Origin of the sequence: Neobacillus terrisolis, assembly GCF_051233475.1 — a bacterium.
GTDB lineage: Bacteria > Bacillota > Bacilli > Bacillales > Cytobacillaceae > Bacillus_BU.
This window is the reverse complement of record NZ_JBKFGH010000047.1, coordinates 12,924-35,937: the sequence shown is the minus strand read 5'-3', so window position 1 is coordinate 35,937 and position 23,014 is coordinate 12,924. Positions and strand designations below refer to the sequence as shown.

Here is a 23,014-nt window from a genome sequence, read left to right as displayed (position 1 = left end):
AGCTCATAAAGTTACGTTGGCTCGTGAACTTCTATTATATAGAAGAAACACGATATTTATTGTTTGTTGACGTTTGTTTGTTTAGTTTTCAAAGAGCAATTTTTCGCGTCCGCCAGAAGCGAACTTTCTTAGTATATCTCGTTACCAACCAAGAGTCAACAACTTTTTTAAAATCTTTTTTTGTTGTTAACCTTTCTTCAAGGCGGTTTCTATATAATATCACCCTTATAATATTAAATCAACAAGTTTATAGTGGAAATCTCAACCAATTTACACATACCTTCTTCAAAAGTTTTAAAAGTAATAATGAAAAAAGCCGAACTCTGAAAACGAGTTCGGCTTTATCATTATTTTGTAAAGGAAATAATATTTTCTTCTTTTAAATTTACTGAGCCTTGTTTCTTAAGGACAACAGTCTCGTTTTGTGCAAGGTTAGTAAACACAATCGGAGTAATAATGGATGGAGCATTTTGTTTAACAAAGTCTAAATCAACCTTCAACAATGGTTGCCCCTTCACAATACGGTCATTTTCTGAAACAAGCGCTTCAAAACCTTGACCTTTAAGGTTAACCGTATCGATACCAACATGAATAAGAATTTCTCTTCCGCCATCAGATAAAATTCCGATCGCATGTTTTGTTGGGAATAGATTAATGATTTTTCCATCTACAGGGGATACGATGGTCCCATCAGTTGGAAGGATTGCAAAGCCATCCCCCATCATCTTACCTGAAAATACTGCATCAGGAACTTCGGTAATTGGTTTAATTTCACCTTTAATTGGCGAAATAATGGATTCTTCTTTAATATTTTCATTTTGTAGAACAGCTGGATTGACATCCTCAATTTGCTTCTCTACTTTGTTTGCACCTGAAGTTGCTGTTTGAACTGCTCTTGGTTTTTTACCAGAAATGATATCCTGCATTTGACCTTTAATTGTTTCTGAACGTGGGCCAAAAATTGCCTGGATGTTGTTTCCTACTTCAAGAACACCTGCAGCACCTAACTTTTTCAAACGATCCTTGTCAACATTTTTAATATCTTTTACTGATACACGAAGACGAGTGATACAAGCGTCAAGATGCGAAATATTTTCTTGGCCACCCATTGCTTCAAGAATGTTATAAGGTAAATCACTTGTTTGTCCAGTTACTGCTCCAGACTCTTCTTCTTCCAGTTCACGACCTGGAGTTTTTAAGTTAAACTTACGGATTGCAAAACGGAAACCAAAGTAATAAACTACCGCGAACACAAGACCTACTGGAATTACTAACCATGCATTTGTTTGCGGGTTAATTAGACCGAATAAGATGTAGTCAATTAAACCACCAGAGAAAGTCATCCCGATTTTTACATTTAACAGATGCATTGTCATAAAGGATAAACCAGCAAAGATTGCGTGGATTCCGAATAGTATTGGTGCAACGAATAAGAATGAGAATTCAATTGGCTCTGTAATCCCTGTTAAGAATGAAGTTAAAGCTGCGGATGCCATTAATCCACCTACAAAAACTTTTTTTTCAGGGCGTGCTTCTTGGTAAATAGCTAATGCAGCAGCTGGCAAACCGAACATCATGAATGGGAATTTACCTGTCATGAAAGTACCAGCTGTCAAGTTTTGAACATTGTCTCTAATTTGAGCCATAAAAATAGCCTGGTCACCGCGAACTGGTGTCCCTCCACCTTTTGGAATGTACTCTCCAAATTCATACCAGAATGGCGAATAGAAAATATGATGTAAACCAAATGGGATTAATGACCGTTCAATTACCCCAAAAATAAATGCAGAAAGGGTTAAGTTCGCATGAACCATGTTTTGCGAGAAGGCATTTAACCCTGACTGAATTGGCGGCCAAACGACTAACATTACCAAGCCGAGTAAAACTGCTGTTCCTGCAGTTACAATTGGAACAAACCGTTTACCCGCAAAGAAACCTAAATAAGAAGGTAATTCAATTTCATAAAACTTATTGTACAGAGATGCGGCGATGATACCAACAATGATACCACCAAAAACACCTGTTTCTAATGTAGGTATACCAAGTCTAACTGTGTGTCCCACAATATTATCACCAGGAGTAACGCCAAGAACAGTTCCCATCGTAACATTCATAATCAAGTAACCAATGATTGCAGCTAAACCAGCTACCCCTTCACCGCCAGCTAACCCGACAGCTACACCAACAGCGAACAATAATGGTAAGTTACCAAACACAACGTCCCCTGCCCCTTGCATAACTGATGCAACCATCGCAACTCCGCCGCTTTCTAAAAACGGAGCAATTTCAATCAATGTCGGGTTTCTTAACGCTGCACCAAGTGCCAACAAGATCCCCGCTGCAGGTAAAAGAGCTACCGGTAACATTAATGCTTTACCAACTTTTTGCAAGACACCAAAAGCTTTTTTGAACATATAATGACCTCCAAAATTTTGATTTTCTCATTAATCGCTTACATTCAAGCAAAATAAAAAGGCATGAATAAAGGAGTGTAAACTGAAAGGAAAGCTTAAGAGTAGGTTACCCAAAAACTTTCATTTCAATTACCCTTCTTTACTCATGCCTGATCGAATCAGTAACACGTAAAAAAATGATAATGACGGTTATTTAATTTTTTTCTGGAGCCGTTGAAGATGCATTGTAAGATAAACAGCTTCTGCATCAAAAACTGGCTTGGATAATGCTTGTTGTAAAACTTTAATGAGTTTCCATGATAGATTGTAACACACAGGATACTCCTCTTTCAATAGGGAAGATATTTTTTCTGGTTCCTCAACTCGTTCCCCGTTTTTAACCCGCTCAATCGTGTAGCGCAGATGGCGAATAAGCCTTGTATAATCAATGCTGTCTTTATTTATTTTTATTTTTAATTGATCTTCAATCATATTAATTAATTTTGTGACTAACTGTGAGTCGTAGTTTACTTCAGATAAATCTCGATTCATGACAGCACTATGAATGTGCAAAGCAATAAACCCAAGCTCACCTTCCGGAAGGTGGATGCCTGTTTTTGCAGTAATATGGTTTACTACCGCTTGGGCAATACCATATTCAAAAGGATATAGAGTTTTTGTTTCAACCAAAAAAGGATTTCTTACTTCCATCCCATTTGAAATTCGGTTAAAGGTGAACATAAGATGGTCAGTTAACGCGACATGAATATGTTCATTTAAAGGTGCGTTGACTTTTGTTTTGATTAAATCAATTGCAGAAATAATGACCTCATGCATATCATTATCTACAAATGGAAGGAGTTTAATATAGTCCTGCCGCTCCTTTTCATTTTTCAAAACGAAAAGTTTTTCGACGGAGTTTGTATCCATTAAATCCCCTTTTTTGCGATTAAATCCAACTCCTTTACCGATGAGCACTACTTCACCAAAAGAGGAGTGAATGGCAATTAGAACATTGTTATTAAGAACTTTATCAACTTCTACCCTCATTGGCTCTCCCCGTTTCGACATTTTCCGACTCGTATAAACATCTTAATGGAGGCACAAAAGTAAGTCAATATAAAAAATGCAAACGAATACATCAATGTGTTGAACTAAAAAAAGAGCCATGAATTTCATGGCCCTTTCGATAGTCTATTCTTTTAAGAAGATAAAATACAAAACGAAAATTACAAAGAATATATACATGATTGGATGAATGTCTTTTCTCTTTCCAGCCATGATCATTGTAATAGGGTAGAAAATAAATCCAGCTGCGATACCAGTAGCGATACTATAAGTTAGTGGCATTGCGATCATCGTTAAGAACGAAGGAACCGCAATTTCAAATCTAGACCACTTAATTTCCGCTAGAGATGATACCATTAGAACCCCAACAATCACTAGTGCTGCTGACGTAACCGGCGCAGTAATGACTGATAGTAATGGGAAGAAGAATAAGGAAAGCAAGAAAAATCCTGCTGTTACTAAAGCTGCAAAGCCCGTTTTTGCTCCTGCGGCAACCCCTGCAGAAGACTCAATATAAGAAGTAGTTGTTGACGTACCAAAGATCGAACCAACAAGTGATGCAATCGAATCTGCAAATAGCGCTCTACCAGCATTAGGAAGCTTATTATCTTTCATTAATCCAGCTTGATTCGCAACCGCTACTAACGTACCAGCATTATCAAAGAAATCAACAAACAAGAATGTAAGAATGATCACTAGCATTTCTGAAGTATAAAATGAGCTATCTGAAAAAGATGTAAATACCGCACCGAAGGTTGGTTCAATGCTTGGAATAGCGTCTACTACTTTTGTTGGAACGTCGATCAAATTGAAAATCATTCCAACAACAGCTGTAATAATCATTCCGTAGAATACGCCGCCATTGATTCCTTTAGTCATAAAAATGACTGTAATCAAAATACCGAAAATAGCGAGCAAGGTATTGCCATTTGTTAAATCCCCTAAACCTACAAGAGTAGCTGGGTTGTCGACGATGATTCCGGCATTTTTCAAACCAATAAAGGTAATAAATAGACCAATACCAGCACCAACAGCGTGCTTTAATTCAACAGGAATCGCATTAATAATTTTTTCACGAATACCTGATAATGTTAAAAGTAAGAAGAAAACACTCGAAATTAATACGGCACCAAGCGCATGCTGCCAAGGAATTCCACCGCTTAGAACAACTGTATAAGCAAAGAATGCGTTTAATCCCATCCCTGGAGCAAGGGCAATTGGAAACTTCCCTAATAGACCCATTATGATAGAACCGACAGCAGCAGCCAAAGCTGTAGCAACAAAGACCGCACCATGATCCATTCTTAATGCATCTGGTAGATCCGGTACATCTGCAAGTGTTAACGTAATCGGATTAACGACCAAAATATAAGCCATTGCTAAAAATGTTGTAAGTCCGCCTAAAAATTCACGGCGATAATTCGTGCCCAGCTCTTCAAATTGAAAATACTTTTTCATTTTCTTCCTCCTCAAAGGTCTTTTTATAGAAAAATAAAAAATGCTTCGCGAGCGTCGCAAGCATTGACTTGAGGAAGGGAAAAAATAGGGAAAAAAGGAAAAATAATAACTAAATACTAACCCTATATTAACACTTCACCTCGTAGTCAAGCTATTTACGGCAGCTCGGTAGAAACTTTTGGGCCTTATCCCCAAGATTATACGATGTAATCTATTATATTCTAAAGCACCTTTTTATATTACTATATCAACATAACGAGAGTCAATACAAAAAAGCGAACATTTTTCATGTTCGCTTTTTTAATGTTCGTATTTTTGTTTTGTCCTATTCCCACTCAATTGTTGCTGGTGGCTTACTTGTAATATCGTACACTACACGATTTATATGAGCTACTTCGTTCACGATTCTAGTCGAAATCGTTTCAAGTACTTCCCACGGAATGCGGGCCCAGTCTGATGTCATACCGTCAATTGAAGTCACCGCACGGATTCCAATTGTATAGTCATAAGTACGGGCATCTCCCATTACACCGACACTACGAATGTCTGGTAAGACTGTGAAGTATTGCCAAATATCACGATCTAGCCCTGCTTTTTTAATTTCTTCGCGTAAAATTGCATCCGATTCCCGAACAATCTCAAGCTTGTCCTCTGTGATTGCACCAAGAACTCGAATTCCAAGACCTGGTCCAGGGAATGGTTGTCTCCACACGATATCGTCTGGAATTCCTAACTCAGTTCCTAAAGCTCGGACTTCATCTTTAAATAGAGTATTGAGCGGCTCAATTAACGTAAACTGCATGTCTTCAGGGAGTCCGCCAACATTGTGATGAGATTTAATTGTTTGGGCAGTGGCTGTTCCACTTTCAATAATATCGGTATAAAGAGTACCTTGAGCTAAGAAATCAATTCCTTTTAGCTTATGTGCTTCGTCATCAAACACATAAATAAACTCATTCCCGATAATTTTGCGTTTTTGCTCAGGATCAGAAACCCCTTCTAATTTTGCCATGAAGCGGTCTCTAGCGTCGACTTTGATAACGTTCATATGGAAACCTTCCGCGAACGTCTTCATTACACTATCCGCTTCACCTTTACGCAATAAACCGTGGTCGACAAAAATACACGTTAACTGATCACCGATTGCTTTATGGATGAGAACAGCAACAACGGAAGAATCCACTCCGCCACTTAACGCACATAATACTTGCTTGTCACCAACTAATTCGCGAATTTTATTCATTTCCATTTCAATGAAGTTTTCCATTGACCAGTTAGCCGCACATTCACATACGCCAAAGACAAAGTTCTTTAACAATTCATTTCCGTATACAGAATGACGAACCTCAGGATGGAATTGAACACCGTAAAACTTCCGCTCTTCATTACTCATTGCTGAAATTGGGCAGCTAGGGCTCGTTGCATCAACCGTAAATCCTGCCGGAGTTTCTGTAACTAGATCCCCATGGCTCATCCAGACAACTTGCTCCTCTGGCAATTGAGAGAATAGACGAGTTTGATTTTCTACCTTTATCTCCGCTTTACCGTATTCACGCTGCTTCGCCTGCTCTACTTTTCCACCTAAGCTAACCGTCATTAATTGCATACCGTAGCAGATCCCAAGAATCGGAAGGCCTAGCTCGAATATTTTCTCGTCACAGCGGAAAGAGTTCTCATCGTATACGCTATTAGGGCCTCCTGAAAAGATAATCCCTTTTGGATTCATCGCTTTGATTTCTTCTGCAGTAATCGTGTGTGGATGAAGTTCGCTATAAACACCAAATTCACGAATACGTCGAGTAATCAGCTGATTATATTGGCTTCCGAAATCAAGTACGATAATTTTTTCCAGGTTTTGAAACTCCGTTTTTTCTGTCACTATTGGACACCTCTTTACTTAAAATGATCTCTTTAAACTTACTTTTCCCCTAACCTAATAAAAAAACTAGAATTCTTTCCTTATTTTCAGAAAAGCAGAATTCTAGTATAGGTGCAGTATACTGATCAATCTGCCTTCATAGTCAAATCATTTACGGTGATTTGGTAGAAACGTTCGAACCATATCTTCGAGTATATATGAAGGTTTTTATATTAGTTCCCAGATTATTTTATCAGTACAATATTTTTCAGGTCAAGCAATTCTACATAGCAAATAACTGCAGATAATTCAAAATAGTGTTAAAATTACTTCATCTAAATCATTGGTATGTTGGAGGGGCTGCTTTTGAACAAATACTTATTTATTACGACTAGAACAGAAAAATTTGACCCAGAACAAATTCCCGCCCATTATGAGTATCTTAGCCGGTTAAAAAAGGAAAATAAATTAGAAATGTACGGGCCTTTCAGTGATGCAACCGGTGGTGCCTATATTGTCCGAGCAGGTTCTTTTAGTGAAGCAAAGCGAATCGGGGAACTTGATCCGCTCGTTAAAACTGGTTCATCGACCATTGTGGTAAAAGAGTGGATGACAAAGTACACTTGAAACATATCGTTTGAAAACCTCACGTAATGGTACAAAGAGGATCCCTTAAGAATTACACCTTATCGGGGTCTTCTTTTTCATTCATCAAGAACACCCTTTATTTTTCCTCTCCTTTTCGAATCTTACCATACACATTAAAATCAAATTGTTCAGTAACCCCATACTCTTTACAAATGCGATCTAGTTCTTGATAAGCAGAACCTTGAATATCCTGATACAATGTCCCGCCTCCGACAGCCCTAGTATGTTTTACACCTATTTCATCAATAATCGCTATTTTATTATCTGGATAGCCTAATAATTTCGGCCAGATACTATCAAGTCCCCAGCCCGATTTACTTTTTTTAAATGAACGCCAGCACAATTTGAGAGCGTCTCTTGAAAAAATTGGAACCATTACTTCTACAAATTTTGTATAGCGCAAAAAATATTTGCTCTTTCTCAGCGTGATTGGATGAGAATAATAAGAATCGTTTGTTAAAGCAGGTTGCGCTAAGGCTAACTTATACCGCTTAAAAATTTTAAACATTTTATTAATGTCTGAACAATTAGTGTATATATCATCATCAGGCATCCATACAGCATCATATTTAAAAATCTCGTCTCCATACTCTTTCATTACCCTATAAAATCGAGGCCATTTTGTTTCTTTTGCCTCGGCATAAAACTGACAATTACTTTTGTAATCATTACTTCCATCGCCAAAATACTCAAGGTATAAGTCAAAGTTTTTGTGCTCTTTTGGCTTTAACCACTCTTTATGAAGCGAGGAATCCCCGACCCTCGCCATAACAAGAAACCGCTTTTTCCCCGTATATTTAATCGGTTTAATAACGTTTGCCATTCATTCAGCCACTCCTTTTGGCTATTTTAACTTCCTGGTCATTCACTAATTAAATAGATAACGATAGTCAAAGACTTGTTTCTTTATAATTGATTGTTCATTTTTTATAAATTCATCCCAGGCTGTTAAAATTACAACATGATTTACTTCAGAGAGCAGCGAATGTAAATTAGGAGCGTATTCAATCGGAAGGCTGTAGGCGTCTTTGAATTCTTCCATTGCCATAGGGTCATATGCAATTAAATTGGTGTATCCTCTTTGGATTAGGAGCTCAATGATTGCTTTAGCCGGTGTATCTCTTACATCATTTGAATTCGGCTTAAATGCTAACCCGAGAATTCCAAGCTTTTCTTTCTCGTTCACATTACTTGCTACATCATTGACAATATATTCTTTCATCCTGTTATTTACTTTTAAAGTGCTGATTAGTATTTCTGGAGAATATGCGTTCTTTATTGATTCGTTAATTAACGCCGCTGTATCTTTTGGTAAACAGTATCCTCCAAATCCACAGCCTGGGTATACGTACGAAGTCATGTTGGCTGGTTTACCAAACCACCTTTTATCAAGATGCAATACTTGAAAGGCTTTTTTTATATCAATGTCCCCTATCGATTTGGCAATCAATGACTGTTCATTGGCATAACTAATCAGCGTTGCCAGCAAGGTATTAGACAAATATTTAATAAATTCAGCAGAATTTAAAGTAACCCTATAGATGGGTGCATCAAAGGACTGATAAATTTTTTCGACGATCTGTCCACTTTTATCATCTTCCTGACCAATAACAATTCTGTCCGGCTTCATAAAATCATCCCACGCATGCCCCTCTCTCAAAAATTCAGGATTATTGGTTAAGCCTATATCGACACCAACCTTCATACCTAGGCTCTCGATAAAAGGTTTAATCTTTTTGCTTGTTGTAGCTGGCGGAACAGTAGATTTAATCACCAACACTTTAAATTCCTGCTTTTTTATACAGGAAACAACGCTTTTGATTGCCTCAAAAATATAACGTAAATCAGCACTGCCATCTGTATTGCTCGGAGTCCCTACACAAATAAAGACCATTTCACTGTTTTCTACCGCTTGTTGTAAATCGTCAACGATAACAAAGTTTTTGTTCAAGTGCTCGTTTAGTTTCTCAACGAGATAAGGTTCATAAAAAGGAATCGCTCCCTTTGTTAACTGCTCATTTTTCTTTAGGTCAATATCATAACCATACACTTTATATCCTTTATCACTAAAGCCTAGAGCCGTTGTCAACCCAACAAAGCCTAGACCAATCACCGTAATCAATGAATATCTCCCCCTTCCTTCAAAAAGGTCAAAAAGCGATTTACACCTTCAACAACAGAAATAGAAGGCGCATAGCCTATAAGATTTCTAGCCTTTGAAATATCAGGGCATCTTCTTGAAGGATTATCGGTTAAATAACTGGGTTCCTCTGATTCTTTAAACTCTATAGATTGATTAAAGTTGTAAATATTTGAACCGGATTGTTTATATATTTCGGCCAATTCCTTTACTGAGATTTCCGGTTTGTCCATCCCTATATTAAAGTAATCAAAAGGTTCATATAGTAAGGCTTTGATATATCCGACGATGGCGTCCGCCACATAACAGAATGTCCGAGTTGGCTTCCCATCGGAATACATAACTAACTGCTTATTTTCAACAACTGCTTTGGCAAAATCAGCCGGAACCCGTTTATCATTAAGCCTCATACCAGGCCCATAAGTGTTAAATGGTCTGACAATTGAAATGGGCATACGAAACTTTTCAGCGTATAAATAGCAAAGTGTCTCGCCAAATCTTTTTGATTCATCGTAGCAAGCACGCGGCCCGATCATCGAAACATTACCTCTGTAATCCTCAGGTGTAGGAATATAGCCTGGATCAGGATCACCGTAAACCTCACTGCTGGAGAAAAATAATAATCCTTTCATGTCCTTGTTTTTATAAAAATCAAGCAAAGCTCTTAAACCTAATACATTTGCGTCAATCGTTTCAAGTGGATATTTTCTGTAGAATGTTGGAGAGGCAATTGAGGCCATGTGAAGTACATAATCAACGTCATTAATTTTCTCATGGTCGAACAAGGAAAATTGAGTTATATCAACTGGGTAAAGCTCGATTTTATCATTCAATTTACTTAATTCTGTAAGCCATTTCGGTTTCCCGAGTTGAAAATTGTCAATCCCAATAATTTTTTTGATCTTTAGTTCATTAGCATATTTAGCAAAAAAAGACATTAAATAGTAGCCTAAAAATCCGCCGCATCCCGTTACGAGAATAGTTGAATTGTTAAGCTTTTCCCTTTCGCTTTCTCGTAGTTTTTGAAAAATATACTGAAGATCTGTTTCATATATCGTATTTTTTTTATCAGATTCCATTTTAACCACCTTATGTTTTATTAAAAAATCTCGTTCTGATAAAGAAATTATTTTTCATCCTTTAAAAGAAGTTCGATTCCCTTTTCGAGACTTATTTTACTGTTCCAGCCTAATTTTTTTATGTCATCATTATTTGCCTTCGATTCCATGATCTCGTTTTCCCGATGCGGCAATGCCCCAAATTTGAGTATCGTTTTAGATTGAGTCTTTTGATGAAGGAGTTCGACAAAATGACGAACGGTTACCGTTTCTCCGGTGCCCAATTCATATTCCTTAAACCATGGAACGTCTGTTATCTTTTGCCTTATTAACAGGGAATAGGCAGTAACTGCATCGTTGACATGAAGAAAATCCCTCTTTTGGTTCCCTGGGGTAAGCTGTAATTCGGGGAGATTACGTAAACAGCTGCTTAAAATAAAGGGGACGAATTTCGTCTCGCTGTCAAATGAGCCGTAAATATGCTCTAACCTTACGTTAATAAAGCGGATTTTTTCTGATGTACCAAACTCCTTTCCCCATTCCAAAAATTGCTTTTTGGTTAACGCGTATCCCGGTAAATATCGATATCCTACAAGGTTCTTATGAATAAAAGAATCTGTGTTTATGAACATTTTTGTTTTGAATGCACTTGCTGTTTCCAGTAGCCTTAATGGAAACAAAACATTACTATCCAGCAATTGCGAAGCGTTTTCCCCATTGCGGTCATATTTCGTTGCTGAGTGAATCACAACATCAATCGGTCCGCTTTCTGTAAAAAGCTGCTCAAGCGGACTTTGATCGACATTAAAAACGGTCACTTTTGGTAAAATATCAGCGATTCTCCAAGTATCTGAAAAGCTTCTTTTTAAAATAATAACCTCATGACCTTCATGAACTAGTGCTTTGGTGAGATGACTCCCTAAGAAGCCGGTTGAACCAGTGATTAGAATTTTCATACTTTCCTCCGAATTAAATAAGGATCATTTTAATTATTTTTTATCCCATATTTTCCAAGGAGCTTTTCCCGTATTCCAAAGCTCTTCCAAATACAGCTTATCCCTTAAAGTATCCATAGGGTGCCAAAAGCCGGTGTGTTTAAACGCCATTAGCTGACCATCGGTAGCAAGGTTCTCCAATGGTTGCTTTTCAAAAATGGTTTGATCCCCGCCATTTAAATAATTAAATACTTCCGGCTGTAATACGAAGAAGCCTGCATTGATCCAGTCCCTGTCCCCTTCAATTTTTTCCTGAAAACTTTCTACTTGTGCGTCAGATGACAAGGATAGAGACCCGAACCTGCCTTGTGGCTTTGTTGCAGTTACTGTGGCAAGCTTTCCTTGGCTTTGATGAAACTGAACTAATTCTTTTATATTAACGTCGCTCACTCCATCTCCATACGTCAGCATAAAAGGTTCATCCCCAATAAACTTCTGTATTTTCTTAATCCGGCCCCCTGTCAGGGTATTTAAACCCGTTTCAACTAAGGTAATCTTCCATGGTTCGGCAGAGTGATGGTGAATGATGCATTTGTTTTCCTTCTGAAAATCAAAGGTAACATCGGAGTTATATAAAAAATAATTGGAGAAATACTCTTTAATAACATGACTTTTATAGCCTAAACAGATTATAAATTCATTAAAACCATAACTGGAATATTGCTTCATGATATGCCATAGTATTGGCTTGTCTCCTATTTCAACCATAGGTTTTGGTTTTAAGTATGTTTCTTCACTTAATCTAGTGCCGAATCCACCGGCTAAAATAACTACTTTCATCATCGTCCCCCTTACATCCCTCCTTAAAGTGGATGTTATTAATTACTATTTAACAAAAGAAATCTGCTTAAAGAATTCAAACGGAATGTAAACGGTTATGTTAAAACTGAATCGCAGCTTTTCTGCTATATTCGAAAATACTCTTTATAAAACTCCATACATACTATGTAAACTTTTGTATTTTGAATAGGTTTGTAACTATTAAAGCTATACAAATCGCTAATTAATTCTGTTTCATTTTTATAAGTACATATAAACAACTTCCAGCAACATGCTAAATTAACTCGAAATTCTTAATTATGTTAAAATAAAGACATCTATTGCCTAGGGGGTAGTCCATGAAACGAAATAAGTTAGTTGTTGTCGGTGTAGGCCATGTTGGCTCTTATGTTCTTGCAGATGCGATGAAATTAGGACTTTTTGCGGAAATAGCTGTCATTGATGTGGATAAGGATATTGCTTATGGGGAAGCTCTTGACCAGGAACATGCAACCGCTCTTACCTATATGTCAAACACAACGGTCCGTGCCGGGGATTATTCCGAATGTGCGGATGCAGATGTAATTATCTGTGCTGCCGGTCCAAGCGTAATAAAAAGTGATGAAGATACGATGCCGGACAGGGTACAATTAGCAGTTGTCAATTCAGAGGTCATTCGTGAAGTGATGACTGGAATTACGAAATATACGAAAGACGCCATCATTATTTTCATAACCAATCCGTTAGATACGATGGTGTACATAGCAGAAAATGAATTTGGCTATCCGAAGGGACGCATATTCGGAACCGGAACGATGCTTGATTCTGCGCGTCTTCGTAAAATCATTGCTGTTAATTATGACATCGATCCAAAAAGTGTAACTGGTTATATGATGGGCGAACACGGACATACAGCATTCCCGGTATTAAGCCGCTTAAATGTGCAAGGGTTTGGAGAAAAAGAATTAGACGAAGTTTTTCATGGAAAAGAATCGCTAAGTCGGGACGGCATAAAAAAACAAGTTGTACAAGCAGCTTTTGCTGTGTTAAATGGGAAAGGTTGGACAAATGCGGGTGTTGCCCAAGCTGCTGTTACGCTAGCAAAGGCCGTTATGCTGGATGAGCGAAGTGTTTATCCGGTGTCCGCAACATTACACGGACAATATGGATACGATGGGGATGTTGCATTAAGTATGCCCTGTGTCATTGGGCGAAATGGCGTAGAAAAACAATTAGAAGTTGCCCTCGACCCCCAAGAACTTGAATGGCTCCATCAATCGGCGGAATATATTAAAGAGACGATGAAGGTTGCTAAGACGGGTGGAACGGATAATTTAACATTTTAGTTTGATGGTTGCAATTTTAATTCTTTTTAGGCGAACAGGATTGGGGCTGTTCGTCTTTTTATTTGATTCTATAAGTGTATCTCCAGGTAATGTAATAACTGAAAAAGAAGCTTCCCACAAGTTTGGTTAACTAATGAGAAGCCTCCTTTAAAATCCTTAAAATAGCAAAAATGTTAGCTTATCTTTGTCTAAAGTAGAGTAATTCAATAATTTGCTATTTCACCTTGACTATTAACATTAATAATATAAGCTCCCGGAGTGATACGCTGCATAAATTGGACCATTACATCCCTTGAAACAGATACACATCCGGCTGTAGGCCTTCCATTCCCTACATGCAATAATTAATTACAATAGCATATTGATATTGGACAGGGTAATCAGCTAAATGTTCGTCTGCTGGCGCAGATGATTCCCTTTCCTGCCAAGTATTATAATCAGGGTCGTTAACATTCGATATCCAATAACTGTTCGGTGTAATTTGTCTAAAAGGCAACTTAGTTCCTGGATTACTTGTGCCAAAGGCAAAACCTAGACTATAGCTTCCTTTTGGGGTTTTGGAAGGCCCTTCCCTTGCTTGCCCCACCCCAAGGCTACCTACATATCCATTTGTATTTATTACTTCATGCCAAGTACCACCATTTTTTTCCAACAAACTAATTTGAGCAGTACTTCCGCTTGCTACAACTGTCAAGATTTGATTGGTTTTATTTGCTGTTCCACTTTTTGAGACCATACTCGCAAGATCAGTTAAATTTTGCCCTTGTACATTTGAATTTGTTTGCTGTGTTTGGGTAGGACTCGTTTTTGTTTGGTTTTGGCTTTTTGATGAATTTTCCTGTTGTTGACGCAGTTTTTCTTGTTTTTCTTTTTCTTCTTTTGCAATCAGCTCACTATCAGCTTTCGCTAATAAACTTAAGAACCTATCTTTTACTTTTATATTCTTAATATCATTGATTGAATTTTTCGCATCATAATACATGTCTCGCGTAATGTCATTCTTTACTGTACTTGTATCTGAGTCACTAAATAAATCTAATAGTTTTCAGCTTTAGTTGCTTCTAAAACATTCCAGGCTAAACCTTTCTAATTTTTTGCATAAACAAATTATCTATTTTATTTAATCCTTCATTACATTTATGTAAGAGGCAATCGAAGTAATCCGAAAAACAACTTATACCTTCATTTACCAATAATTTATTAGTTACATAACTTACACATTTAACAAAGTCATTCCTGTCATACTTGTGATTTATAGGATCATAATACCAATCCCTAAGTGAGTATGTAGCATATGTGTCATATAACCTTACTATTTCTTCAAACTCAGTTTGGGATTCCAGTGGTAATTTCTTTAGTTCATCTAAAAAGAATGTAGCCATTGGATTACAAAAATGAGAAAGAGGTCTTGCAATATTATCCAATGTTTCAATTCTATTTTTAATCCAACGCTCTTCAAATGTTTCAATAAATTGTTCCCAGGTGAGAAGGTACACATTAGAGTTTTTTACTGCTTCAAAAGCTCCAGCTTGGAATCCTTTTTTTGCAATAATAAACCCACAATGGCAACCTGAATCAGCAACTACAGTTCTAAAAGCGTGAATTATTGTTTGTGGTATCTCCGATTCCCAAAACTTACACTCACAAAAGTATTTTAAATGTGGATGCTGAGACTTATCTTCAGCAACAACATCCACATTAACTATACCTCTAACTGTTTCAATGTCTACCTGATTAGATGAAAGACAACCAATGTCCGAAAAAATTTTTGATGTTTTAATCTCTAGATCTTTCCAATCATTTGGTGAATGATAAAATATCTGCATAGTTTACCCCCATTTAACTTGATTTTACTTTTTGATGTTTTATAAGAATTTCGCCAGTTCAAAGATTCTTTTACAGTCAAATATATCTTCCTCTACCTAAAAATTTTGTTCTTTGTTTAACTAAACTTACCCGTTAGCATAATAACTTCCATATAAAAAGCGTTAATCCTGCTTCTTGGGAAGGCCTTATTACTTATGCAATGTATATGAAGACTTTTCACATTATTTATTGGGAACATTTACAGAAAACTTTTAAGATGATATTAAACTACTGTAAGTCTATACTAATATTAAAAGAATAATATTAATTAAAATTCTGAAGGGGTACGTAAATGCTAATTTATGATAAAAATAATCCAGAAACCATTAACTCAGCAGTTTGCTTTGTGGATATTTTAGGTTTTTCACACTTAGTTCAAGAATCTTTTAATGCAGGAACTGGGAATGACCTTCTCAAACGTCTCCATAAAACTCTTACTGATGGTATTAATTCATTGAGACCGCGTGAAGAATATGTGGGTGTACTTAAAACATTTACTGACAACATCGTAATTGGTCATCCAATTTATGAAGATGGTGAGAGCCAACTTGGTGGAATATTTCTAGATTTTGCAGCTTATCAATTGTCCTTGACACTTGAAGGATTCTTTGTAAGAGGAGCTGTTAGCGTAGGAGAATATTATGCTGATGATGAATTTGCTTTTGGTCCCGCTCTATTGGAAGCACATCACCTAGAGAGTGAAGAGGCAATTACTCCTCGAATTATTCTAAGTAATGAAACTAGAAAAATGGTTCATGAGCATATCGATTATTATGCCGAACCCAAATGGGCACCTCAATCCAGAGATTTACTTAAGGACAATGTTGACGGAAATTATTTTATTAACTATTTAGAAACAGTTATGGGTGAAAGAGAACCCCATGATTTTCAATTCGCATTCACCATTTTACAAAAACACAAAGCAATCATCGAAGAAAATTTGGCACGATTTCAAGATAACCCAAGGGTTTTTTCTAAGTATGAATGGGCTGCACAGTATCACAACTTTTTTAGTGATTTGAATTTTAGTAATACATATACCAGTCAACTACAAATTTTAAATGTACCTAATGGAAATTTTTCTTTAATTGTATAAGATTTTTATGGCCGTTATCTTTAGATTTCGGCCATTTTTCGCTAAATTCACAAAAATTCCATATTAAATTAAACTTCCCTATAGCTTAAGTGAAATCCTTCACAAAGTTATCTAAAGCTAATCTTCTTTGCTGCGCAGTAAGAGTCTACTACGTAATATAAGAGTAAACTCCACAATCTAACCCATACCATGAAAAAGACGCTATCCTTGTTCATGAACAAACGCCCGATTGTGTAACAACTGTAAAACCAATTGTCCTTTCTTTTATTTGCCCTACTTCAAACACTTAATGCCTTCTACAAATCAAACAAAACCCCTAAAAAAATTGAATGCATTTTTGAGGGAACATATTTTTATCTTCTAACGAGAAGCGCAACTGTATCGCAATGAGTGGAGTGAAGCTGTTTGGTATCTGGGGATGATGCTAAACACATTTCTCTCCTCTTAGGGACGGATGTTACGGCTAACTTGTCATAGTATTACTAATAAAACTGCAACCAAAAAATATTTCCTGATAGATAGTCGTCTACCAAAACACTATGAAGCTCTTTTGTCCATCCTTTCGTAATACAGAGTAAAGTAGTAAATATTTGTTACCAATATCTGTTATTTAGGTAATCTAGCAGATCGCCGTGTTGCATACCTATAACAGGAGTAAGGAATTCTTTCGGCGAGATAATGATATACTTATTCTGATTTTTGAGACAGCTGCGCCATGTTTCTTCCATCTCCATTTTGCTACAGGGATAATTCTTTTTTAAAAGCTGCCTATTTTCAGACGGTATTACATGAATGTGGATGTAGTCATCAGCCTTGATGGTTTCGAAAGTTTTATTAGCAATCATTTGTTCTGCCCAGAGAGTTTGTCGCATTAGCTGATAAAAGGGCTCAAAATAATAAACATCATGAAAATTCACTTTCAATTGAGAAGATTTATTAATAAGTTCGGTATAGCGTGCTTTGCGGATTATTCCCCTATCACCTTTTGCCTTGTTTTCATTACTGTATGCCTCGACATATTTCCATTCTATTGGAAAGAGAATTTTCCGTCCGTCTTTATGCACTCCGTAAATTAATGCATCAATTGATGTGCATTTGCTTCCCCTTGTTGATTTCATCTCGTTAAGGTGGTCAATATCACTGACCGCTTCAAACTGTATGTAGGCAGGCATATTCTTATCTGTTGAAATCTCTAAAACATCTGAAAGATCCGGACAAATATTCTTTACTAGTGATAAAACGGCTTCTCTATCTTCTCGTATAGGGAATAAGTGATTTAGGCAGGCAATTTGTGATGAAAGAGCGTGGTTTGTTAGTTTACCACTCCACCAAGCAATACCATTCCTTCTAAAATATTCAAGAACTGCATTTCTTGAATGAGCAAACAAATTGTTGTTACTATCTAGTAAGATAAATGGATATGATTTTCTTCTGAAAACTCCATTACCTAAATCACCATCAAAAACATAACTAGTTTTTATTAGCGTTTCCGCCCGAAGATATTGTTTCTTTTTGAAACTCAAATTTCTCATGATTTACCCCCATAATAATTGTTCATTGGTTTTTAGAATTGGTTGATATTTCACTTCCAACATATCAACTACTTCCAATATATAGCAAGTAAAAGTTGATTTACTATACACCAAGCGCTGCACTATATGTACACCTTCGAACAAATATTTATTAGGGTCGGGAAAACAAGCAGTTTTAACCAATGGGGGGATCTGTATATTTAGGTAAGATGTTCAAGCTTCTGAACTACTGACAAAAGCTGAAATGAAGAGAAAAACTTAAATTTATGTCGATCTATATGGACATGGCGTAGTTTAAAGAAGAGAAAAAATAAGAAGCCCCCCTAAGTTAATGAGGGAGACTGAGTTGTTATACTTTATTGAAAATTAAGTATCCTCCACATCTGTAAAATCAATATCAATGCCGATTTCATTCATATTCATTAGCTCTTGTATCATCGTTAATTTAATGGTTATATCTTCATCACAATTGGATTCTACATTAAATACCGTAATATGGGACATTTCGAATTGTACTCTCCTCGCCATCAGTTAACCATGTAACATCTCTGTAAAGGCTATCTTCATTCATATAAGCAGAAGAGTCTTGGTTTAGAATCATATTCATTCTAACTCCTCCCCTACAAATAGAATTTGCCTCCTTAGTTACTTAACTATAAGTCACAATTCTATTTCCAACCATGCAACCGCTTCACAATGGCTTGAGTGTTGGTCACAGACATATTGATGTAGTAGTGTTTACCTATTTATTTAATTATTAATCAAAAATTGCTCCCTTTTATTAAAATTCAATTTTTCTATTGAATATTATAATTGTACTGCGCAGCAAATGAATATAGAAGGTTATTCGAAACTATGAACCATTATTAAAAAAGAAGATGAACAACCGCTTACTTGGAAACCGTTCATATTATTTGTCATAAAAGTTTTTTCTTTCCACGAATACTAGTCTATCATATTTACGTCTATTTAAGTTTTTAGTAGACTTCCCAAAAATTAACACACATATAATATAAATAAACGTATATCCACCTACTAGAACCATATTGAATCCCTTAAAAGGCTCCATTATTTCAAAATATGAACTTACTGATTTAATGCAAAAAATCAACCAAATTCCAGATAAAAATAAACTTAGTAATTGATTGATTTTAGAAACCGAAAAAGGATATTCAGATGCTATGTTCATCAATTTTGCGTGCCTCATATTGACTGCTGTTTTATATAGTGGCCCAACAACTTCATCCTCCAATAAGTCTACGTGTCTTTCCCAGTTATTCTGCCAGAATTTACTTCCTCTATTTACTAAATACCAACTGAAAGTAAACACAAATCCAAGACATGATACAAAGAATATAACATCGGCAGAAACATCCGTCCCACTAGTTAAAGCAAAGTATCCTGCAAAGGCTACTCCGATAAAAGTCCAAAAGTAAGTTGCTCTTTTCCAATAAAGTTCAATTTCAAATTTTCTTATATCTAATGATAGTTCTAATGCTTTTTTCGGTTTTTTAAAAGCCGCTATGTACTTCTCTTTATCATAGTAAACTTTTTTATGCTCTCTAGAACGTTTACTCATATGTTATTAAAAACCTCCCTATAGTTATAAATGAGAATTTTTGTTCCGATTAAAAATTTTATTAATTTTCTCTTAATCGAGGTTTTATGAACATCCAAATACATAATTCGACATTTATTGTAAAATCCCTTCAGAATTACCTTTAAAATAGAAATATAAGATATTGGTTATCGCTGATAACCACTATTTTCCTGTGTAACTTTTTTGTACTAGTAATATAAAACTACTCAACAATCCGGCCTTGTTGCAGGATAATTAACTTATTGAAAATCATCCAAATTCGTGTAGCAATTAATTCTCAAAACTATGTTATTTATCTTTTATCATCAGAAGTTTTGAACTGGTAAGCAGTCTTTCATTCCTCTGTTCACTTATTGTCGTTCGGTGGTAAAAACCATTGGTATATTTAGTTAGCACTGTAATCATTGCACACCTTCGATGCGAGTATCACTAACTATTCCTAACATATTTCTAACAGAAAAGATGCACATAACCGTCCCTGCGCTAAAAAAATTAAGAGCAAATGTCCTGTTTAGACTATCTGATCTTGTTTAGAGCTTTTTCGTGCACTGGATTATTCGGATGGTGATAGGCGGATAAACAATGAAAAAAAGCGCAAGAACCATTCCTGCGCTTTCTGTTTTTAACTTTGTGTATCAAGTAACCTTTATTTTCTAATTGTAACTTCTGTAGATACAGTAGTACGATTTTCAACACTAATTTTAGATTCAATTTTATTTTTTATGACAGAATATAAATCAACTTCTGTTTCAGGTGCCTCAATACTTACTATTAAAGAATATCTAATCTTTGAATTATATTTCTTTAAGTTCGTTCTCAGTTTCCACCATCCCGTTATTGGATAAACAGCTATTTGATTGCTTTGACTTAATTCACTTGCTGTTCCTTCCCAAATATCAGAATGAACGGATCCTACGTTTCTATTAGATGCTCCGATAACCCAACGGCTGCTATCGTTTTTTACATCGCCTTTATCTTCTTCATCATCTCGCATAGCCTTATTAATTCTCTTCAAGAAATTATCTTGATCCTCAGTTGAATTATTAACATCAAACTGTAGGCCACAAGAAGGATATCGGTATTTATCTTTCCAACCAACTTCTCCAGGACCTGGTTCAATAAAATAAGACAATGTAACTCGCATCTTTACATTTTTATCTGCCAGACTAAGTAATACATCATCTGGCCATGGAATATTATGAATATGCATTTCTTTTGAAGTAATGCTTCCACTAGCCTTCTTATAAAAAGGTTGAATTTCATCTTCTATAATAAGGTTAACTCTATTAGAAAGACTCCAAAGTGCTTTCGAAAGATTTGGCACACCATACCCACAAGTTCTCAATAAGTTTCTATAATCCGTTCTTTTTGGGGGATTATTCTCAAAACAAGCATTTTTCATTGCATCTGTCCATTCAGCTGAATGAATCATCAAAGCCCTTATCGTTTCTGGCCATAGTTCAGGATAATGATGTTGTATGTTTGCACCCATCCATGCAGCTTGTGCTGTTGCAGAGCTTGTCATACTAACTGTATCGAATGATTTACCCGTCGCAGCATCTTTACTTGTCGTCAAAAGTTGTAGATCTGGTAATTCTGTATAAAAATCAGAACTTTCATCATAAGCTAAATTTCCACCCTCTAAAACTATATCCGGTTTCACCGGCCATTTAATACTCCACGTAAGTGAGCTAGAGGTAAATGGTGAGAAACATCCAGGTTCTACAACTGGCTGATATGTACCACTTAATTCTTCAGGTATTTGGTATTTGCCTGTATAAGCACCTACAGTAATAGCATTCCAAGCTTGTGCAGGATCTTCAATTGCATGGTTGATAACAGCAGTTTTTACATCACCTGATTCGCTAATCTCTGTAACACTTGTATTTCCTGCAGAAATGAACATAAGCTTTCTTTTTATATCCGTTTCCTCTATTTCATTTGCACCTGATATAATAGAATCAATCGCTCCTGACCATGACGAAGGTCGTCCATCACCTTTAAGTGTATTGGTGGGAGCCGTAATAGCCATACAAATAGCTCTATTAGTCTCAGGATTTTGTATTTCCGCTAAGCTAATAGCACTTTCGGTAACATAACCATATAATTCTCGTTGATTATCATCACTACGATCAAATAACTTTACAGACTCTAAAAAGTGATTAACTACAACAGGAGTAGTATTTTCAAGTTTATCTTCAAGTGTAAAGTAAGATGCTATTCCAGCCATTCTTGTACCATGATTAGCAATGTCATACACATCTTTTGAAGGATCTACTGCATGCATATTTTCATCAGTTAAAAGTGGCTCTAGCAAATCATGTCCATTATTAACACCTGTATCAAGTAAACAGACCGAAGTATTGGACTGTCCTGAAACATCTAGTCTTTCTACTAAATCTTTTACAAAGTCTCTTTGATCTAATTCAGAAAGCTCTTCAAAAAAGCTTGTTGGGGTAACCATAATTCTGAATTCTGCAATTCTAGAACTTAACCATTGCAATTCTGATAATTGCTGCTTATTGGCTCTTACACCTAATACGACCCTCTCTGGAAATACTATTTTTTGATTTTTATGCTGGATTTGTCTTTCATCACAAATTTGAAAAAATTCCCCAATAATGGTGTCCACTTCTTCTTTCATATCAAACATTAACCACACTTCACACCATTTAGGAGTATTGTTGGGTAATTCATTTTTATCGCTCATCCAAAGAGCATTGACCATTGCTAGATTAATACTCTCTATTGTTCCAATTACTTTTTCTTCATTCTCTGTTTCTTTGTACTTATTTAATTTCTTAACAAAAAAATCCCTTTTGTTTTCAGGGACAAAAACAGTGGAGCTTACAACTTTCTGCTCCTCACCATTATATTCACTTTTTATATTACAAATCCTAACTTTTTGCGTTGTATTCTCTAAGCTTTTAGTAATCAGATCATAACCAGCCCGACCCTTAATTTCTAAATATACACCGTGTTGAGAAGGTACCGAAACCGCACCTAAAGTTTCCTGCTGTTTCTCAGCTTCTTCCCACGCTTTATTTAAGCTTTCTTCTAATCGTTCTGCATGGCTACGTCTACTAGTTCTAACGGGGTAATTACCTTTTCCGCCGTTGGAGACAATTGGTGTGTAATCAACTGTTTGAGAGGATTGACTAACATATAAGTTGCTTAAATTTGATTTCATTTATTTC

General features: G+C 36.2%; 19 protein-coding genes and 2 riboswitches. Of the genes, 3 read left to right on the top strand and 16 right to left on the bottom strand.

Features of this window, described 5'->3' with window-relative positions:
* Positions 1-347: 347 nt before the first annotated feature.
* The 4 genes from ptsG to guaA form a co-directional block, all read right to left on the bottom strand.
* Positions 348-2,414, bottom strand: coding sequence for a glucose-specific PTS transporter subunit IIBC (ptsG, locus tag ACI48O_RS22155; protein WP_435564000.1), 2,067 nt, complete (start codon positions 2,412-2,414; stop codon positions 348-350).
* 189 nt (positions 2,415-2,603) lie between these two features.
* The gene (glcT, locus tag ACI48O_RS22150; RefSeq protein WP_435563999.1) at positions 2,604-3,443 is read right to left on the bottom strand and encodes a glucose PTS transporter transcription antiterminator GlcT; all 840 of its coding nucleotides are present in this window, start codon (positions 3,441-3,443) and stop codon (positions 2,604-2,606) included.
* A gap of 144 nt (positions 3,444-3,587) precedes the next feature.
* Positions 3,588-4,919, bottom strand: coding sequence for an NCS2 family permease (locus ACI48O_RS22145; RefSeq protein WP_435563998.1), 1,332 nt, complete (start codon positions 4,917-4,919; stop codon positions 3,588-3,590).
* 123 nt (positions 4,920-5,042) lie between these two features.
* A riboswitch (purine riboswitch) is annotated at positions 5,043-5,144 on the bottom strand.
* Between the two features lie 100 nt (positions 5,145-5,244).
* A complete protein-coding gene (gene guaA / locus ACI48O_RS22140; RefSeq protein ID WP_435563997.1) occupies positions 5,245-6,798 on the bottom strand; it encodes a glutamine-hydrolyzing GMP synthase in 1,554 nt (517 codons plus the stop codon).
* 119 nt (positions 6,799-6,917) lie between these two features.
* Positions 6,918-7,019: riboswitch (purine riboswitch) on the bottom strand.
* A gap of 124 nt (positions 7,020-7,143) precedes the next feature.
* Here guaA and ACI48O_RS22135 point away from each other — a divergent pair.
* A complete protein-coding gene (locus ACI48O_RS22135) occupies positions 7,144-7,404 on the top strand; it encodes a YciI family protein (protein WP_435563996.1) in 261 nt (86 codons plus the stop codon).
* A gap of 97 nt (positions 7,405-7,501) precedes the next feature.
* Here the strand turns inward: ACI48O_RS22135 and ACI48O_RS22130 are convergent, their stop codons facing one another.
* From ACI48O_RS22130 to rfbF, 5 genes are read right to left on the bottom strand one after another with little or no spacing between them, the layout of a single operon-like run.
* Positions 7,502-8,248, bottom strand: a complete 747-nt coding sequence (locus ACI48O_RS22130) for a DUF707 domain-containing protein (RefSeq protein WP_435563995.1) — start codon at positions 8,246-8,248, stop codon at positions 7,502-7,504.
* 45 nt (positions 8,249-8,293) lie between these two features.
* Complete coding sequence (locus tag ACI48O_RS22125; RefSeq protein ID WP_435564003.1) at positions 8,294-9,538, bottom strand: UDP-glucose dehydrogenase family protein; 1,245 nt, start codon at positions 9,536-9,538, stop codon at positions 8,294-8,296.
* 5 nt (positions 9,539-9,543) lie between these two features.
* A complete protein-coding gene (locus tag ACI48O_RS22120; protein WP_435563994.1) occupies positions 9,544-10,644 on the bottom strand; it encodes an NAD-dependent epimerase/dehydratase family protein in 1,101 nt (366 codons plus the stop codon).
* A 47-nt stretch (positions 10,645-10,691) separates the two neighbouring features.
* Entirely contained in the window at positions 10,692-11,579 is an 888-nt protein-coding gene (locus ACI48O_RS22115) for an NAD-dependent epimerase/dehydratase family protein (protein ID WP_435563993.1), read from the bottom strand.
* Positions 11,580-11,612: 33 nt separating this feature from the next.
* On the bottom strand, positions 11,613-12,398 hold the full coding sequence (rfbF, locus tag ACI48O_RS22110) for a glucose-1-phosphate cytidylyltransferase (protein WP_435564002.1): 786 nt from the start codon (positions 12,396-12,398) through the stop codon (positions 11,613-11,615).
* Positions 12,399-12,736: 338 nt separating this feature from the next.
* Here rfbF and ACI48O_RS22105 point away from each other — a divergent pair, with 338 nt between their 5' ends.
* Positions 12,737-13,723, top strand: coding sequence for an L-lactate dehydrogenase (locus tag ACI48O_RS22105; RefSeq protein ID WP_435563992.1), 987 nt, complete (start codon positions 12,737-12,739; stop codon positions 13,721-13,723).
* Between the two features lie 331 nt (positions 13,724-14,054).
* Here ACI48O_RS22105 and ACI48O_RS22100 read toward each other — a convergent pair whose 3' ends face one another.
* Entirely contained in the window at positions 14,055-14,705 is a 651-nt protein-coding gene (locus ACI48O_RS22100) for a L,D-transpeptidase family protein (protein ID WP_435563991.1), read from the bottom strand.
* 94 nt (positions 14,706-14,799) lie between these two features.
* Positions 14,800-15,549: a restriction endonuclease gene (locus ACI48O_RS22095; RefSeq protein WP_435563990.1), complete on the bottom strand. Its 750-nt coding sequence runs from the start codon at positions 15,547-15,549 to the stop codon at positions 14,800-14,802.
* Between the two features lie 332 nt (positions 15,550-15,881).
* Between ACI48O_RS22095 and ACI48O_RS22090 the strand changes: the two genes are divergently transcribed.
* Positions 15,882-16,685 carry a hypothetical protein gene (locus ACI48O_RS22090; protein ID WP_435563989.1) on the top strand — a complete coding sequence of 268 codons (804 nt, stop codon included), beginning with the start codon at positions 15,882-15,884 and terminating at the stop codon, positions 16,683-16,685.
* A 593-nt stretch (positions 16,686-17,278) separates the two neighbouring features.
* Here ACI48O_RS22090 and ACI48O_RS22085 read toward each other — a convergent pair.
* From ACI48O_RS22085 to ACI48O_RS22065, 5 genes are all read right to left on the bottom strand, one after another.
* Positions 17,279-18,217, bottom strand: coding sequence for a PGN_0703 family putative restriction endonuclease (locus ACI48O_RS22085; RefSeq protein WP_435563988.1), 939 nt, complete (start codon positions 18,215-18,217; stop codon positions 17,279-17,281).
* Positions 18,218-18,583: 366 nt separating this feature from the next.
* Positions 18,584-18,721, bottom strand: coding sequence for a hypothetical protein (locus tag ACI48O_RS22080; protein ID WP_435563987.1), 138 nt, complete (start codon positions 18,719-18,721; stop codon positions 18,584-18,586).
* Positions 18,699-18,824 carry a hypothetical protein gene (locus ACI48O_RS22075; protein ID WP_435563986.1) on the bottom strand — a complete coding sequence of 42 codons (126 nt, stop codon included), beginning with the start codon at positions 18,822-18,824 and terminating at the stop codon, positions 18,699-18,701. The genes ACI48O_RS22080 and ACI48O_RS22075 overlap by 23 nt, the downstream gene beginning before the upstream one ends.
* A 303-nt stretch (positions 18,825-19,127) precedes the next feature.
* Complete coding sequence (locus ACI48O_RS22070; RefSeq protein WP_435563985.1) at positions 19,128-19,796, bottom strand: RipA family octameric membrane protein; 669 nt, start codon at positions 19,794-19,796, stop codon at positions 19,128-19,130.
* A 667-nt stretch (positions 19,797-20,463) separates the two neighbouring features.
* On the bottom strand, positions 20,464-23,007 hold the full coding sequence (locus ACI48O_RS22065; RefSeq protein ID WP_435563984.1) for a S8 family peptidase: 2,544 nt from the start codon (positions 23,005-23,007) through the stop codon (positions 20,464-20,466).
* Positions 23,008-23,014: the final 7 nt, after the last annotated feature.